The sequence below is a fragment of the Acinetobacter sp. 1207_04 genome, assembly GCF_052850415.1.
The window spans coordinates 263,612-277,555 of record NZ_VXCQ01000001.1; the positions used below are offsets into that span (position 1 = coordinate 263,612).

The 13,944-nt window shown below is 41.4% G+C and carries 24 protein-coding genes and 1 pseudogene; 24 read left to right on the top strand and 1 reads right to left on the bottom strand.

The features are described 5' to 3' along the window. Positions 1-7 precede the first annotated feature (7 nt). The 24 genes and pseudogenes from rpsS (at position 8) to FW754_RS01265 (ending at position 12,462) form a co-directional block, all read left to right on the top strand. Positions 8-283 carry a 30S ribosomal protein S19 gene (gene rpsS, locus FW754_RS01150; protein WP_004281508.1) on the top strand — a complete coding sequence of 92 codons (276 nt, stop codon included), beginning with the start codon at positions 8-10 and terminating at the stop codon, positions 281-283. A 9-nt stretch (positions 284-292) separates the two neighbouring features. Continuing rightward, positions 293-622 (top strand): 50S ribosomal protein L22, encoded by a 330-nt coding sequence (gene rplV, locus FW754_RS01155; protein WP_086179951.1) that lies wholly within the window; start codon positions 293-295, stop codon positions 620-622. Between the two features lies 1 nt (position 623). Beyond that, a pseudogene (gene rpsC, locus FW754_RS01160) lies at positions 624-1,440 on the top strand (30S ribosomal protein S3). Next, positions 1,380-1,793, top strand: coding sequence for a 50S ribosomal protein L16 (gene rplP / locus FW754_RS01165; RefSeq protein ID WP_409509986.1), 414 nt, complete (start codon positions 1,380-1,382; stop codon positions 1,791-1,793). Before rpsC ends, rplP begins: the two are co-directional and overlap by 61 nt. Then, a complete protein-coding gene (rpmC, locus tag FW754_RS01170; RefSeq protein ID WP_409509987.1) occupies positions 1,793-1,990 on the top strand; it encodes a 50S ribosomal protein L29 in 198 nt (65 codons plus the stop codon). The genes rplP and rpmC overlap by 1 nt, the downstream gene beginning before the upstream one ends. Further along, positions 1,987-2,244 (top strand): 30S ribosomal protein S17, encoded by a 258-nt coding sequence (gene rpsQ, locus FW754_RS01175; RefSeq protein ID WP_409509988.1) that lies wholly within the window; start codon positions 1,987-1,989, stop codon positions 2,242-2,244. The genes rpmC and rpsQ overlap by 4 nt, the downstream gene beginning before the upstream one ends. Before the next feature lie 94 nt (positions 2,245-2,338). Beyond that, a complete protein-coding gene (gene rplN / locus FW754_RS01180; protein ID WP_004725701.1) occupies positions 2,339-2,707 on the top strand; it encodes a 50S ribosomal protein L14 in 369 nt (122 codons plus the stop codon). A gap of 11 nt (positions 2,708-2,718) precedes the next feature. Next, positions 2,719-3,036, top strand: a complete 318-nt coding sequence (gene rplX / locus FW754_RS01185) for a 50S ribosomal protein L24 (protein ID WP_409509989.1) — start codon at positions 2,719-2,721, stop codon at positions 3,034-3,036. Between the two features lie 16 nt (positions 3,037-3,052). After that, the gene (gene rplE / locus FW754_RS01190; protein ID WP_409509990.1) at positions 3,053-3,589 is read left to right on the top strand and encodes a 50S ribosomal protein L5; all 537 of its coding nucleotides are present in this window, start codon (positions 3,053-3,055) and stop codon (positions 3,587-3,589) included. A gap of 9 nt (positions 3,590-3,598) precedes the next feature. Then, positions 3,599-3,904: a 30S ribosomal protein S14 gene (gene rpsN, locus FW754_RS01195; protein ID WP_166322118.1), complete on the top strand. Its 306-nt coding sequence runs from the start codon at positions 3,599-3,601 to the stop codon at positions 3,902-3,904. Between the two features lie 12 nt (positions 3,905-3,916). Then, positions 3,917-4,312: a 30S ribosomal protein S8 gene (rpsH, locus tag FW754_RS01200; protein WP_409509991.1), complete on the top strand. Its 396-nt coding sequence runs from the start codon at positions 3,917-3,919 to the stop codon at positions 4,310-4,312. A gap of 13 nt (positions 4,313-4,325) precedes the next feature. Next, positions 4,326-4,859 (top strand): 50S ribosomal protein L6, encoded by a 534-nt coding sequence (rplF, locus tag FW754_RS01205; RefSeq protein ID WP_409509992.1) that lies wholly within the window; start codon positions 4,326-4,328, stop codon positions 4,857-4,859. Between the two features lie 14 nt (positions 4,860-4,873). Beyond that, positions 4,874-5,224: a 50S ribosomal protein L18 gene (gene rplR / locus FW754_RS01210; protein WP_004869518.1), complete on the top strand. Its 351-nt coding sequence runs from the start codon at positions 4,874-4,876 to the stop codon at positions 5,222-5,224. A gap of 2 nt (positions 5,225-5,226) precedes the next feature. Continuing rightward, on the top strand, positions 5,227-5,724 hold the full coding sequence (gene rpsE, locus FW754_RS01215; RefSeq protein WP_409509993.1) for a 30S ribosomal protein S5: 498 nt from the start codon (positions 5,227-5,229) through the stop codon (positions 5,722-5,724). A gap of 6 nt (positions 5,725-5,730) precedes the next feature. Next, positions 5,731-5,907, top strand: coding sequence for a 50S ribosomal protein L30 (gene rpmD / locus FW754_RS01220; protein WP_067762901.1), 177 nt, complete (start codon positions 5,731-5,733; stop codon positions 5,905-5,907). A 3-nt stretch (positions 5,908-5,910) separates the two neighbouring features. Beyond that, complete coding sequence (gene rplO, locus FW754_RS01225) at positions 5,911-6,351, top strand: 50S ribosomal protein L15 (protein ID WP_409509994.1); 441 nt, start codon at positions 5,911-5,913, stop codon at positions 6,349-6,351. A 45-nt stretch (positions 6,352-6,396) separates the two neighbouring features. After that, positions 6,397-7,716: a preprotein translocase subunit SecY gene (gene secY / locus FW754_RS01230; protein WP_409510017.1), complete on the top strand. Its 1,320-nt coding sequence runs from the start codon at positions 6,397-6,399 to the stop codon at positions 7,714-7,716. A gap of 20 nt (positions 7,717-7,736) precedes the next feature. Further along, positions 7,737-7,853 carry a 50S ribosomal protein L36 gene (rpmJ, locus tag FW754_RS01235; RefSeq protein ID WP_000867907.1) on the top strand — a complete coding sequence of 39 codons (117 nt, stop codon included), beginning with the start codon at positions 7,737-7,739 and terminating at the stop codon, positions 7,851-7,853. Between the two features lie 106 nt (positions 7,854-7,959). Further along, a complete protein-coding gene (gene rpsM, locus FW754_RS01240; RefSeq protein WP_004650467.1) occupies positions 7,960-8,316 on the top strand; it encodes a 30S ribosomal protein S13 in 357 nt (118 codons plus the stop codon). A 19-nt stretch (positions 8,317-8,335) separates the two neighbouring features. Then, positions 8,336-8,722, top strand: coding sequence for a 30S ribosomal protein S11 (gene rpsK, locus FW754_RS01245; RefSeq protein ID WP_004281491.1), 387 nt, complete (start codon positions 8,336-8,338; stop codon positions 8,720-8,722). A 12-nt stretch (positions 8,723-8,734) separates the two neighbouring features. Continuing rightward, positions 8,735-9,361: a 30S ribosomal protein S4 gene (rpsD, locus tag FW754_RS01250; RefSeq protein WP_409509995.1), complete on the top strand. Its 627-nt coding sequence runs from the start codon at positions 8,735-8,737 to the stop codon at positions 9,359-9,361. Positions 9,362-9,378: 17 nt separating this feature from the next. Next, entirely contained in the window at positions 9,379-10,386 is a 1,008-nt protein-coding gene (locus FW754_RS01255) for a DNA-directed RNA polymerase subunit alpha (RefSeq protein WP_409509996.1), read from the top strand. 18 nt (positions 10,387-10,404) lie between these two features. Further along, positions 10,405-10,770, top strand: a complete 366-nt coding sequence (gene rplQ, locus FW754_RS01260; RefSeq protein WP_004281488.1) for a 50S ribosomal protein L17 — start codon at positions 10,405-10,407, stop codon at positions 10,768-10,770. A gap of 201 nt (positions 10,771-10,971) precedes the next feature. Continuing rightward, positions 10,972-12,462, top strand: a complete 1,491-nt coding sequence (locus tag FW754_RS01265; RefSeq protein WP_446323623.1) for a flavin-containing monooxygenase — start codon at positions 10,972-10,974, stop codon at positions 12,460-12,462. 123 nt (positions 12,463-12,585) lie between these two features. Here the strand turns inward: FW754_RS01265 and FW754_RS01270 are convergent, their stop codons facing one another. Beyond that, entirely contained in the window at positions 12,586-13,758 is a 1,173-nt protein-coding gene (locus tag FW754_RS01270) for an acyl-CoA dehydrogenase family protein (RefSeq protein ID WP_446323624.1), read from the bottom strand. Positions 13,759-13,944 lie beyond the last annotated feature (186 nt).

Here is a 13,944-nt window from a genome sequence, read left to right on the forward strand (position 1 = left end):
TCTGACAATGCCTCGTTCTCTGAAAAAAGGCCCATTCGTCGATGCGCACTTGTTCGCTAAGGTTGAAGCGGCTATCGCGGCTAATAACCGTAAGCCGATCAAAACTTGGTCGCGTCGCTCGATGATCCTCCCGGATTTTGTTGGTTTAACAATTTCTGTCCATAATGGCCGTAACCATGTTCCAGTGATTGTATCTGAACACATGGTTGGTCATAAACTCGGTGAATTCGCGCCAACTCGTACCTATCGTGGTCACGGTGTTGACAAGAAATCTAAACGTTAAGGTGCTATGATGGAAGTTACTGCTAAATTACGCGGTGCCGCTATCTCGGCACAAAAAACTCGTTTGGTTGCAGATTTAATCCGTGGCAAATCAGTTGCTCACGCGCTTAACATCTTGAACTTCAGCAACAAAAAAGCTGCAGTTTTAGTTAAAAAAGCATTGGAATCTGCGATTGCAAACGCTGAACACAATAACAGTTTAGATGTAGACGACCTTAAAGTTTCTACGATTTACGTTGATGAAGGCACTAGCCTTAAGCGTATTATGCCGCGTGCTAAAGGCCGTGCAGATCGTATTACTAAGCGTACTTGTCACATTACCGTTAAGGTAGGGGTTTGATATGGGTCAGAAGGTTCATCCAATCGGTATCCGCCTTGGTGTTGTAAAACGTCATAACGCCAACTGGTATGCGAGTCCGAAACAATACGCTGAATATTTGCTTAAAGATCTTCAGGTTCGTGAGTTTTTAACTAAAAAACTTAAAAGCGCGATGATCAGCAATATTCTTATCGAACGTCCTACTGGCGCTGCTAAAGTAACTATTAGCACAGCTCGTCCTGGTATCGTTATCGGTAAAAAAGGCGAAGATATTGAGAAATTACAGCGTGAACTTACTCAAATTATGGGTATTCCTGCGCAAGTAAGCATCAATGAAATCGACCGTCCAGACCTAGATGCTCGTTTAGTTGCTGAAGCAATTGCTTCTCAATTAGAAAAGCGTGTAATGTTCCGTCGTGCTATGAAGCGTGCGGTTCAGAATTCTATGCGTGCTGGTGCTAAAGGTATCAAAGTTGAAGTTTCAGGTCGTCTAGGCGGTGCTGAGATTGCTCGTACTGAGTGGTATCGTGAGGGTCGTGTACCTTTGCATACACTTCGTGCTGACATCGACTATGCTACTATGCGTGCTGAAACAACTTACGGTACGATTGGTGTTAAAGTTTGGATTTTCCGTGGTGAGATTTTAGGTGGCATGAAACAAGTCATGAACCCTGCTCCTGCAGAAGATCGTCCAGCTAAACGCGGTCGTGGTCGTGGTGAAGGTCAGGAGCGTCGTGGTCGTCGCAATGATCGTTCTGCTGAAAAAGGAGAATAATCCATGTTGCAACCTAAACGTACTAAATTTCGTAAGGTACAAAAAGGCCGTAACACTGGTCTAGCGCATCGCGGTAGCACTATTTCTTTTGGTACTATTGCTCTTAAATCAGTTGAACGTGGTCAAATGACTGCGCGTCAAATTGAAGCAGCGCGTCGTACAATTAGCCGTCGTGTAAAACGTGGTGGTAAGATCTTTATCCGTGTTTTCCCTGATAAACCAATTACTGAAAAACCATTAGAAGTTCGTATGGGTAAAGGTAAAGGTTCTGTGGAATACTGGGTTTGCCAAATCAAACCAGGTAAGATCTTGTACGAAATGGATGGTGTTAGTGATGAATTGGCTACAGAAGCATTTAAGCTTGCTGCAGCTAAACTTCCTTTCAAAACCACTATCGTTACTAAGACGGTGATGTAATGAAAACTAAAGATCTACGTGAAAAATCGGTAGAAGAATTGACAGCTTTGCTTGATGAGCAACAGCTTAACCAATTCCGTCTTCGCATGGCGAAAGCAACTGGTCAATTGGGTAAATCGCATGAAGTTGCGGTTACTCGTAAAACTATTGCACGCATCAAGACACTCCTTACCGAAAAACAGGGGAACGGACAATGAGTGAGCAAACAGTTCGCACGTTAACAGGCAAAGTAGTAAGCGACAAGATGGAAAAATCTATCGTTGTACTTATTGAACGCCGCGTTCAACACCCGTTGTATGGCAAATCAATTCGCCGTTCAACTAAATTACACGCTCATGATGAGAACAACACAGCTAAAACTGGTGATGTTGTAACTATCAAAGAAAGCCGCCCAATGTCTAAAACTAAGTCTTGGACTTTAGTTGAAGTGATTGAAGCTGCTGCTGAGTAATTAACGTTCTGGTTGCATCATTGGTCAATTTCGAGTACTCTTTGAGCCTTTCGAAATTGCGACCGGTGATGCGACTCGGTTTTGGAGTAGGGCAATGATTCAAACCGAAAGTATGCTAGACGTAGCAGACAACAGTGGTGCTCGCCGCGTACAATGTATTAAAGTACTAGGTGGTTCACATCGTCGTTATGCTTCTGTTGGCGACATTATTAAAGTTACTGTAAAAGAAGCAATTCCACGTGGCCGTGTTAAAAAAGGTGACGTGATGAATGCAGTTGTAGTTCGTACTAAATTCGGTATTCGTCGTCCAGATGGTTCTGTGATCCGTTTTGATGATAATGCTGCAGTTATTTTGAACAACAACAAGGCTCCGATTGCCACTCGTATTTTCGGACCAGTGACTCGTGAACTTCGTACTGAACAGTTCATGAAAATCATTTCATTGGCTCCTGAAGTTCTATAATAGAGGCAATCATGGCTAAGATTAGAAAAGGCGATCAAGTAATTGTGATCGCAGGTAAAGAAAAAGGCAAACAAGGTACTGTTTTGTCTGTTTCAAATGACCGCGTTATGGTTGAAGGCCTTAACTTGGTTAAGAAGCATCAAAAGCCGAACCGTGCAACAGGTGCTGAAGGCGCTGTAGTTACACAAGAAGCTTCGCTTCATATTTCAAACGTAGCAATTTTTAATGCTACAACCCAAAAGGCTGACCGTGTTGGTTACCAAGTGATTGAAGGCGCGAAAACTCGTGTTTATAAATCAAATGGTGAATCAGTGGCGGCGGCGAAGTAATAGGTTGAAATAGGCTATGGCCAGACTTAAAACACGTTATAACGACGAACTTAAAGCTCAATTATTAGAGACTTTAGGTGTTAAGAATGTGATGGAAATTCCTCGCATTACTAAAATCACGATCAACATGGGTGTTGGCGCAGCAGCAGCTGACAAAAAACTCCTTGATGGTGCTTTATCTGATATGCAAGCTATTGCTGGTCAAAAACCAGTTCTTACATTAGCTCGTAAATCAATCGCAGGTTTTAAAATCCGTGATGGTTGGCCGATTGGTTGTAAAGTAACTTTACGCGGCGAACGTATGTACGAATTCTTAGACCGTTTGATCTCTATTGCGATTCCTCGTATTCGTGACTTCCGCGGTTTTTCTGCGAAATCATTCGATGGTCGTGGTAACTATTCAATGGGTCTTAAGGAACAGATTATGTTCCCTGAAATCGATTTTGATAAGATTGATCGTATTCGTGGTATGGATATTACCGTTACTACGACTGCTCGCACCGATGACGAAGGCCGTGCGCTATTGCGTGCATTCGGCTTCCCGTTCAAATAAGAGGTCGATATGGCTAAGAAAGGTATGATTAATCGCGAGTTGAAACGCGAAGCTACTGTTGCTAAATACGCTGCAAAACGTGCTGAATTAAAAGCAATTATTGCAAACGTAAATGCTACAGATGAAGAACGTTTTGAAGCGATGATGAAATTTCAAGCATTACCACGTAATGCATCTCCAGTACGTCTACGTAACCGTTGTGGTTTAACTGGTCGTCCACATGGCTATTTCCGTAAGTTTGGCTTAAGCCGTAACAAATTGCGTGAAACAGTTATGCAAGGTGATGTACCGGGCGTTGTTAAGGCAAGCTGGTAAGGAGCACTATAAATGAGTATGCAAGATACCGTTGCCGACATGCTAACACGTGTTCGTAACGCACAAATGGCTAAAAAACAAACTGTTTCTATGCCTAATTCTAAGTTGAAAGTTGCTATTGCTAGCGTACTTCAACAAGAAGGTTATATTTCTAACGTAGAAGTTGCTGATGCTGAAGGTAAAGCAACTTTAACAATTACGTTAAAATACTATGAAGGCAAACCAGTTATTGAAACTGTGAAACGCGTAAGCCGTCCAGGTCTACGTCAGTATCGCGGTAAAGATAACCTTCCTAGCGTTAAGCAAGGTTTAGGTATTGCAATTGTTTCTACAAGCAAAGGCATCATGACTGATCGCGCTGCACGTTCTGCAGGCGTTGGTGGTGAAGTTATTGCTTTTGTATCTTAATAGGTGATTCCTCATGTCTCGTGTGGCTAAAGCCCCAGTAACTGTACCGAATGGTGTAACAGTTACTCAGAACGGCCGGCAGGTCGAAGTGAAAGGCAGCAAAGGTACGTTGTCTTTCAACCTGCATGCGCTGGTCGAGCTTAAACAGGAAGAAGGTAAACTTCAAATTGCTCCAATTTCAGAATCGAAAGATTCTTGGATGCAAGCTGGTACTGCTCGCGCTGTGTTAAATAACCTTGTAAAAGGTGTTAGCGAAGGCTTCGAACGTAAGTTGCAGCTTATCGGTGTTGGTTATAAAGCTGCGGTTAAAGGTACAACTGTACATCTTAACCTTGGTTTTTCGCACCCGATTGATTACGCTCTTCCTGAAGGCGTAACTGCTGAAACTCCTACTGCAACTGAAATCATTTTGAAATCAGCAAGCAAACATTTGCTTGGTCAAGTAGCTGCAGATATCCGTGGATATCGTCCACCAGAGCCGTATAAAGGTAAAGGTGTTCGTTATTCTGACGAAGTTGTACTTCGTAAAGAAGCTAAGAAGAAATAAGGCGCGAGGTTCTTATGAACGAAAAGAAACAATCCCGTTTGCGTCGTGCGAAAAGCACACGCTTGCACATCCGTGCATTGGGTGCGACTCGTTTGTGTGTAAACCGCACACCGCGTCACATTTATGCTCAAGTTATTTCTGCGGATGGTGGCAAAGTATTAGCGCAAGCTTCTACTTTGGATGCATCTTTACGTAGTGGTTCTACAGGTAATGTAGATGCTGCTACTAAAGTAGGTGCTTTAATCGCAGAGCGCGCGAAAGCTGCTGGTGTTACTAAAGTAGCATTTGACCGTTCTGGTTTTAAATATCATGGTCGTATCAAAGCCTTGGCTGATGCTGCTCGTGAAAACGGCTTGGAGTTCTAATCATGGCTAAAGTTGAACAAAACGAAGGTCTTGTTGAAAAGCTGGTTGCCGTTGATCGTGTAGCCAAAGTTGTTAAGGGTGGTCGTATCTTCTCTTTCACAGCATTAACTGTTGTGGGTGATGGTAATGGTCGTGTAGGTTTTGGTCGTGGTAAAGCACGTGAAGTTCCAGCTGCTATTTCTAAAGCACTTGAAGCTGCGCGTCGTAACATGATCACTGTTGATCTTGTTGATGGTACTGTACAGCACCCGATCAATGCACGTCACGGTGCAAGCCGTGTTTACATGCAACCTGCATCTGAAGGTACAGGCGTAATTGCTGGTGGTTCAGTACGTGCAGTACTTGAAGCAGTTGGCGTACGTAATGTATTGACTAAGTGCTACGGTTCTACAAATGCAGCTAACGTTGTGAACGCTACTTTTAATGGTTTGCGTGACATGACTTCTCCTGAGAAAGTTGCTGCTAAACGTGGCCTTTCAGTAGAACAAATTCAAGGGTAATCAATCATGAAAACGATTAAAGTTACCCAGACTAAATCTTCTGCGCATCGCTTGAAAAATCACAAGCTTAGCCTTAAAGGTTTAGGTCTGCGTCGTATTGGTCATACTGTAGAAGTGCAAGATACGCCTTCTAACCGTGGTATGATCAACCAAGTCTACTATATGGTTAGTGTAGAGGAGTAAGCCATGACTCTGCGTTTAAATGAACTTTCACCTGCTGAAGGTGCAAAACGTGATAGCCGTCGTCTAGGCCGTGGTATCGGTTCTGGTGTTGGTAAGACTGGTGGCCGTGGTGTCAAAGGTCAAAACTCACGTAAGAGCGGTGGTACTCGTCCAGGTTTCGAAGGTGGTCAAACTGCGTTATATCGTCGTTTACCTAAATTCGGTTTCACTAGCCAATTGGCTTTGAAAACTGCTGAAGTACGCTTGTCTGAACTTACTAAAGTTGAAGGTGATATTGTTTCACTTGAAACTTTAAAAGCTGCAAACGTTGTACGTAAAGATATGTTGCGTGCTCGTATTGTTCTTTCTGGTGAAATCACTCGTGCATTTACTGTACAGGGTGTAGCTCTGACTAAAGGCGCTAAAGCTGCTCTAGAAGCTGCTGGCGGTAAAGTCGAGGAGTAATCGCAAGTGTCTATGTCTCCTAGTTCTTCAGGTCATGTCAACATGATGAAAGGTCAGCCATTTCATGTGAAATATCGTGAAATTATTCGCCGATTAATGTTCTTGATTGGTGCTTTGGTTGTCTTTCGACTAGGAGCGCATATTCCGCTGCCAGGTATTGATAATGTCGCTTTGAGTCAGTTTTTTAAAGACAATGAAGGAACCTTCCTTGGCTTATTTAACATGTTTTCGGGCGGGGCATTGGAACGAATGTCCATTCTAGCGTTGGGAATTATGCCGTATATTTCTGCATCGATTATCGTGCAGTTAATGTCGACAGTTGTTCCCTCGTTGGAGGCATTAAAGAAAGAAGGCGAACAGGGTAAGCGTAAGATTAATCAATATACGCGCTATGGTACCTTGATACTTGCACTTGTGCAGGGTGTGGGAATGTGTGCTGGTCTTATTAGTCAAGGGATTACTTTGACATCTGGATTGGCATTTTATATTCCAGCACTGACTTCTTTAGTCGCAGGCACAATGTTCTTAATGTGGTTAGGAGAGCAGATTACCGAACGTGGTGTTGGTAATGGTATCTCTATGATCATTTTTGCAGGTATTGTAGCTGGTTTACCAGGCATTGTGACTCAGTCATTCACTAGCGTGAGTAATGGGTCTGCGAGCTTGATTGGATTAGCGGTATTTGGTTTGCTTTCAGTTGCGGTTTTGGCTGCAATTGTATTTATTGAGAAAGCACAGCGTCGTATCGCTGTGAATTATGCTCAGAAACAACAAGGTCGTCGTGTATTCACTGCACAACAGACACACTTGCCATTGAAGATTAATATGGCAGGGGTTATTCCAGCAATTTTCGCAAGTTCGTTATTGCTGTTCCCTGCAAGTTTAGGTCAATGGTTAGGTAGTGCTGATCCAAATGCAGGTTTTATTAAACGCGGTCTTCAAGATCTAGCATTGGTCTTATCGCCTGGACAGCCTTTGTATCTGGTACTCTTTGGTGCGTTAATTATCTTTTTCTGTTATTTTTATACGGCGCTGGTTTTCAGTCCTAAGGAAGTTTCAGAAAACTTGAAACGCAGCGGAGCTTACGTACCTGGTATTCGCCCAGGTGAGCAAACTGCTCGTTACTTAGATCATATTCTTAATCGATTGACATTTATTGGTGCAATTTATATTACAGTCGTATGTTTGATGCCAATGATTCTGCAAAGTTCATTTGGTATTCCATTCCATTTGGGTGGAACATCATTACTGATTGTAGTGGTTGTTGTGATGGACTTCATGGCTCAGCTACAAGCTCATCTCACTTCGCATCAATATGATAATCAATCATTAATGAAAAAAACGACTGCTCATCCTAAAGGATAAGCGCACTTAGAGGTTTCATCATGAAAGTACAGGCTTCTGTAAAAAAAATATGTGGTAGCTGTAAAGTTATCCGTCGTAATGGGGTTATTCGCGTAATTTGTAGCGCTGAACCTCGTCATAAGCAGCGTCAAGGTTAATTTAATTAAGACCTGTTGATTTCAGTAGGCTAATTAGGTTATTATCCGCCCTTCAAGATTTTTGTAGGGCGGTTGATTATCTCTACTGCCTTTTTGGAGAATTTGAATGGCTCGTATTGCCGGTGTAAACATTCCGGATAACAAGCATGCTGTTATCTCTCTTACGTATATTTTTGGTATTGGTCGCCATACAGCTAAAAACATTTTAGCTGCTGTTGGTATTGCTACTACGACTAAAATCCGTGAATTAGATGATGCTCAGCTTGATGCGATTCGTGCAGAAATTACTAAGGTTCCAACCGAAGGTGATTTACGTCGCGAAATTTCCATGAACATTAAACGTTTAATGGATTTAGGCTGCTACCGTGGTCTTCGTCATCGTCGCAGCTTGCCTGTTCGTGGACAACGCACCAAAACTAACGCTCGTACCCGTAAAGGTCCGCGCAAACCTATTAAGAAATAAGATTTCTGGAAGCTAAAAGATGGCTAAAGATACTCGCGCACGCAAGAAGGTCACTCGTACCGTCTCTGAAGGTGTTGCACACATTCACGCTTCTTTTAATAACACCATTGTTACGATTACTGATCGTCAAGGTAATGCATTGGCTTGGGCTACTTCAGGTGGACAAGGCTTCCGTGGATCGCGTAAATCAACACCGTTTGCTGCTCAGGTAGCTGCTGAAGTTGCTGGTAAAGCTGCTTTGGATTACGGTTTGAAAAACTTGGACGTCCTTGTAAAAGGTCCTGGTCCAGGTCGTGAATCTGCGGTTCGTGCATTAGGTGCAGTGGGTTATAAAATTAACAGCATTACTGATGTGACACCGATTCCGCACAACGGTTGTCGTCCACCTAAAAAACGTCGTGTGTAAGGAGAAACATTCATGGCTCGTTATATTGGTCCAAAATGCAAACTCTCTCGCCGCGAAGGGACAGACCTGCAATTAAAATCTGGCGTTAAACCATTTGACGTCAAAACTAAAAAAGCTGCTAAAGCTCCTGGCCAACATGGCGGAGCTCGTGGTGGTAAACAATCTGAGTACTCACTACAATTACGTGAAAAACAAAAAGTACGTCGTATGTACGGTGTTTTAGAGCGTCAATTTAGTAACTACTATAAAGAAGCTGCTCGTGTTAAAGGCGCAACAGGTGAAAACTTGTTGAAGTTGCTTGAAAGCCGTCTTGATAACGTAGTTTATCGTATGGGCTTTGGTTCTACACGTGCAGAAGCTCGTCAGCTTGTATCTCACCGTTCAATCACTTTAAATGGTCGTCGCGTTAACATCGCTTCAATCCAAGTTAAAGCGGGTGACGTGATTGCAGTTCACGAAGGTGCTAAACAACAATTACGTATTAAAAACGCAATTGAATTAGCTACTCAACGTGGTACGGCTTCTTGGATCGAGATCGATCATTCGAAACTTGAAGGTACGTTTAAAGCTGCACCAGATCGTTCTGATCTACCTGCTGAAATTAACGAAAGCTTGATTGTAGAATTGTATTCTAAATAATCCTTGAGGTAGCAATAATGACGCGTACTGCAAACGAGTTTCTAACTCCGCAAGCGATCAAGGTCGATGCGGCAAGCGGGACCTCGGCAAAAGTGATTCTTGAGCCTTTAGAGCGTGGTTTTGGCCATACTTTAGGTAATGCTTTACGTCGCATTCTATTGTCTTCTTTGCCTGGCGCTGCTGTGGTTGAAGTTGAGATAGAAGGTGTCGAGCACGAGTACAGTACTTTAGAAGGCTTGCAGCAGGACATCGTCGAGCTCTTGCTGAACCTAAAAGGATTGTCGATTAAGCTGTTCGATCAGAACGAAGCATATTTAACATTAGAAAAGCAAGGGGCTGGTGACGTAACTGCTGCCGATCTTCGTTTACCTCATAATGTTGAAGTGGTTAACCCTGAACATTTGATTGGTACTTTAAGTGCTTCAGGCTCATTAAAAATGCGCCTGAAAGTTGCTCAAGGCCGTGGTTATGAAACATCTGACTCACGCTTCCCTGAAGGCGAAACTCGCCCTGTAGGTCGTTTACAGTTAGATGCTTCTTATAGCCCGATCAAACGTGTGTCTTACACAGTTGAAAATGCTCGTGTAGAACAACGTACTGACCTTGATAAACTTATCATTGATCTTGAAACTAATGGTACAGTTGATCCAGAAGAAGCAATCCGCAAAGCGGCAACAATCTTGCAACAACAAATTGCAATTTTTGTTGATCTTCAGAAAGATCAAGCTCCTGTTGCTCAAGAACCTCGTGAAGAAGTTGATCCGATCTTGCTTCGTCCAGTGGATGATCTAGAGCTAACTGTTCGTTCTGCTAACTGTTTGAAAGCAGAAAATATTTACTACATCGGTGATTTGGTACAGCGTACTGAAGTTGAGTTGTTAAAAACTCCTAACTTAGGTAAAAAATCGCTTACTGAAATCAAAGATGTTCTGGCATCGAAAGCTTTGCAACTCGGCATGCGTTTAGAGAACTGGCCTCCGGCTAGCCTCCGTATGGATGATCGCTTTGCTTATCGTAGCCGTTAATTAAGTAGGACTATCACCATGCGTCATCGTAATAGTGGTGTGAAATTAGGCCGTACAAGCAGTCATCGTAAAGCGATGTTCCAAAACATGGCTAATTCTTTGTTTGAACACGAGTTGATTAAAACAACTGTGCCTAAAGCAAAAGAGTTACGTCGTGTAGCTGAGCCTTTAATCACTTTAGCTAAAAACGATACAGTAGCAAACCGCCGTTTAGCGTTTGCTCGTACTCGTTCAGCAGCAACTGTTGGTAAATTATTTACCGTTCTTGGCCCTCGTTACAAAGAACGTAACGGCGGTTATCTACGTGTTCTTAAAGCTGGTTTCCGTGCAGGTGATGCTGCGCCGATGGCTTATGTAGAGCTTGTGGATCGTGAAGTAAACTAATTACTTAACGCCATAGAACAGTCGGTTGTTCGAAAAAGGTCGGTATTTTACCGACCTTTTTTATTGCCTGATTGTTAGACAAAATATGTGACTTGTCCTGAATTGATATAAAAAAAATGATAAAAACTCAAACTTGACATTGTGTATTGTCAAATTTGTGCTTTAATAAAAATGTACTCATGAAAAGGTTATAAAAAGAACATGGATAAACAAATTGATATTCTCATTGTTGGTGCAGGTATTTCTGGTATTGGTGTTGCAACACATCTTGTGCGTAATTCACCAAACCGCTCTTTTACGATTATTGAACGTCGTGAAAATGTTGGCGGAACATGGGATCTTTTTAACTACCCCGGTATTCGCTCAGATTCAGATATGTCGACATTCGGTTTTAATTTTAAACCTTGGCAGGAAGCGAAAGTTTTAGCAGATGGAACATCAATCAAGGGATATGTTTCAGAAGTTGTTGATGAATATAAGTTGAAAGAAAAAATTCTCTTTAAGCATCGTGTGTTATCTGCAAATTATGATTCTTCAATCAAAAAATGGACTGTAGAAATTGAAGATGAGAATCAAAAAATTCAAACGTGGCAAGCAAATTTTTTAATTGGTTGTACTGGTTATTATAATCATGATCGTGGTTATCAGCCTGATTTTCCTGGAAAAGAGTCGTTTAAAGGTGAATTTGTTAATCCGCAATTTTGGCCTAAAAACCTAGATTATCAAGGTAAAAAAGTAGTGATTATTGGTAGTGGTGCCACAGCCATTACACTTGTGCCTGCGCTTGCTAAAGGCGGAGCTAGTCATGTGACAATGCTACAGCGCTCTCCAACTTATATTGCTACGATTCCATCGGTAGATATGGTTTATGACAAGATGCGTAAGATTTTGCCTGAAGATGTGGCATATAAACTGACGCGCGCACGAAATATCGGTATGCAACGTGGTATTTATGCATTGGCAGAGAAACAGCCTAAAATTTTGCGTAAATTATTATTGAAATCTATTGAATTGCAGCTAAAAGGTAAAGTGGATATGAAACACTTTACACCTAACTATAATCCATGGGAGCAGCGCCTTTGTGTTGTTCCAGATGGTGATTTATTTAAAACTTTGCGTTCAGGTAAAGCTTCTGTTGAAACAGACCATATTAAAAAAATTACTGAAACAGGCATTCAGCTTAAATCAGGTAAGCACTTAGATGCAGATATTATTGTATCTGCAACAGGTCTTGAAATTCAAATTTTAGGTGGTGTGAAAGGAAGTGTTGATGGGAAGCCATTGGATACCTCTAAACATATGTTATATCAGGGTGTGATGGTTAGTGATGTACCAAATATGGCGATGATTATTGGCTATATCAATGCATCTTGGACATTAAAGGTGGATATTGCGGGTCAATATATTAGCCGACTTCTTAATCATATGGAGAAGAATGGTTATGATGAAGTCATTGCAAAAGGTGATGCATCTGAAATGGAAGATGATACTGTGATGGGCAGTTTGACTTCAGGTTATGTTGCCCGTGCGATAGATGTGATGCCGAAACAAGGTAAACATGCGCCTTGGAAAGTGACTAATAATTATCTTGCTGATCGTAAAGAATTAAAAAATGCGAGCTTTAATGATGATGTTTTACAATTCAGTAAAAGAGAGCTTGATGCTGTAAAAAAGCCTAAATTGGTTTCTTGATGGATTGATGTTGTTCATTATGATAAAAGGAGCGTAAGCTCCTTTTTTTGATTCTTTGTATAAATTTAATTGAGTTGATAAAAATAAGGAGCATATGCTCCTTATTTTTTTATAATTTTATTTTTATAATGAACGTGAAATAAGTTCTTTCATAATTTCATTGGTTCCTGCATAAATACGATTTGCACGGTTATCGATATACGCACGGGCAATTGGATATTCAAGCATGTAGCCATAGCCGCCATGTAATTGTAAACACTCATCGACGACTTTTGAGAATAATTCCGAAATTTTATATTTTGCAGCCGCAGCCGCATCAATTCCGAGTTTTTCTTCAAGTTGTAATTCCATACAACGGTCTAAATAAGCACGAGAGAAGTCAATTTCGGTACGCATTTCAGCAAGTTTAAAACGTGTATTTTGGAATGCACTAATTGGCTTACCAAAGGCTTTACGATCTTTTGTATATTGAACAGTATGAGAAAATGCAGCTTCTGAACCTGCTTGGCAGATAATAGCAACAAGCATACGTTCCCAAGCTAATTCTTTCATGAGCATCATAAAGCCCATGCCTTCCATACCGAGTAAATTTTCCTTTGGTACACGAACATCTTCAAAAAATAACTCACAAGTGTCCTGACCTTTCATGCCTATTTTATTAAGCGGTTTACCTTTGCTAAAACCTACACGATCAGCTTCAACAATAAGTAGTGATAAGTTTGCTGAACCTTTGTCAGTACTGCCTGTTTTACAGACGACAATCGCCATGTCGCATAAATAGCCATTGGTAATAAAAATTTTAGAACCATTAATAACATATTCATCGCCATCTAGCACAGCAGTTGTTCGTACCGCTTGTAAATCTGAACCTGTTCCCGGTTCGGTCATTGCTATCGCTGTAACAGTTTCACCTGAAGCCATTTTAGGTAACCATTTTTTCTTTTGTTCTTCATTACCGAAATTGTTGACATAATTGGCAACAATGTCAGAGTGTAATGAAAAACCTGTCGAAGAATCCATAGCATAGGCTTGCTCTTCAATCAAAATCATACTGTAAAGACGGTCTACACCATAACCACCGTATTCTTCAGGCATTGTGGCACACAGAAGCCCCATTTCCCCAGCTTTGTTCCATAAATCACGATCTACATGTTGTTGTTGTTCGTACTTTTCAATATTTGGAACAACTTCTTTTTCATAAAATTTACGTACAGTTTCACGAAATGCTTCATGTTCGGCATTAAATAAATTACGTGGCAACATGTTAGTTAAAGGACGAATTGCACCTGATTGCATTGTTATATTTTCCCTAGGAAGAATTATTGTTCAGTTAGAAAATACGAAAAATTGAATCAAGATACAATGTGATGAATCATCATTTACTTGATCGATTTGATAAATTTGGTCAGTCAAAAGAATTTATTACGGTGTGATGCAGGTAATCGGGTACACTAGAAGAGTAAACAGTTCAATTTGGGGGGA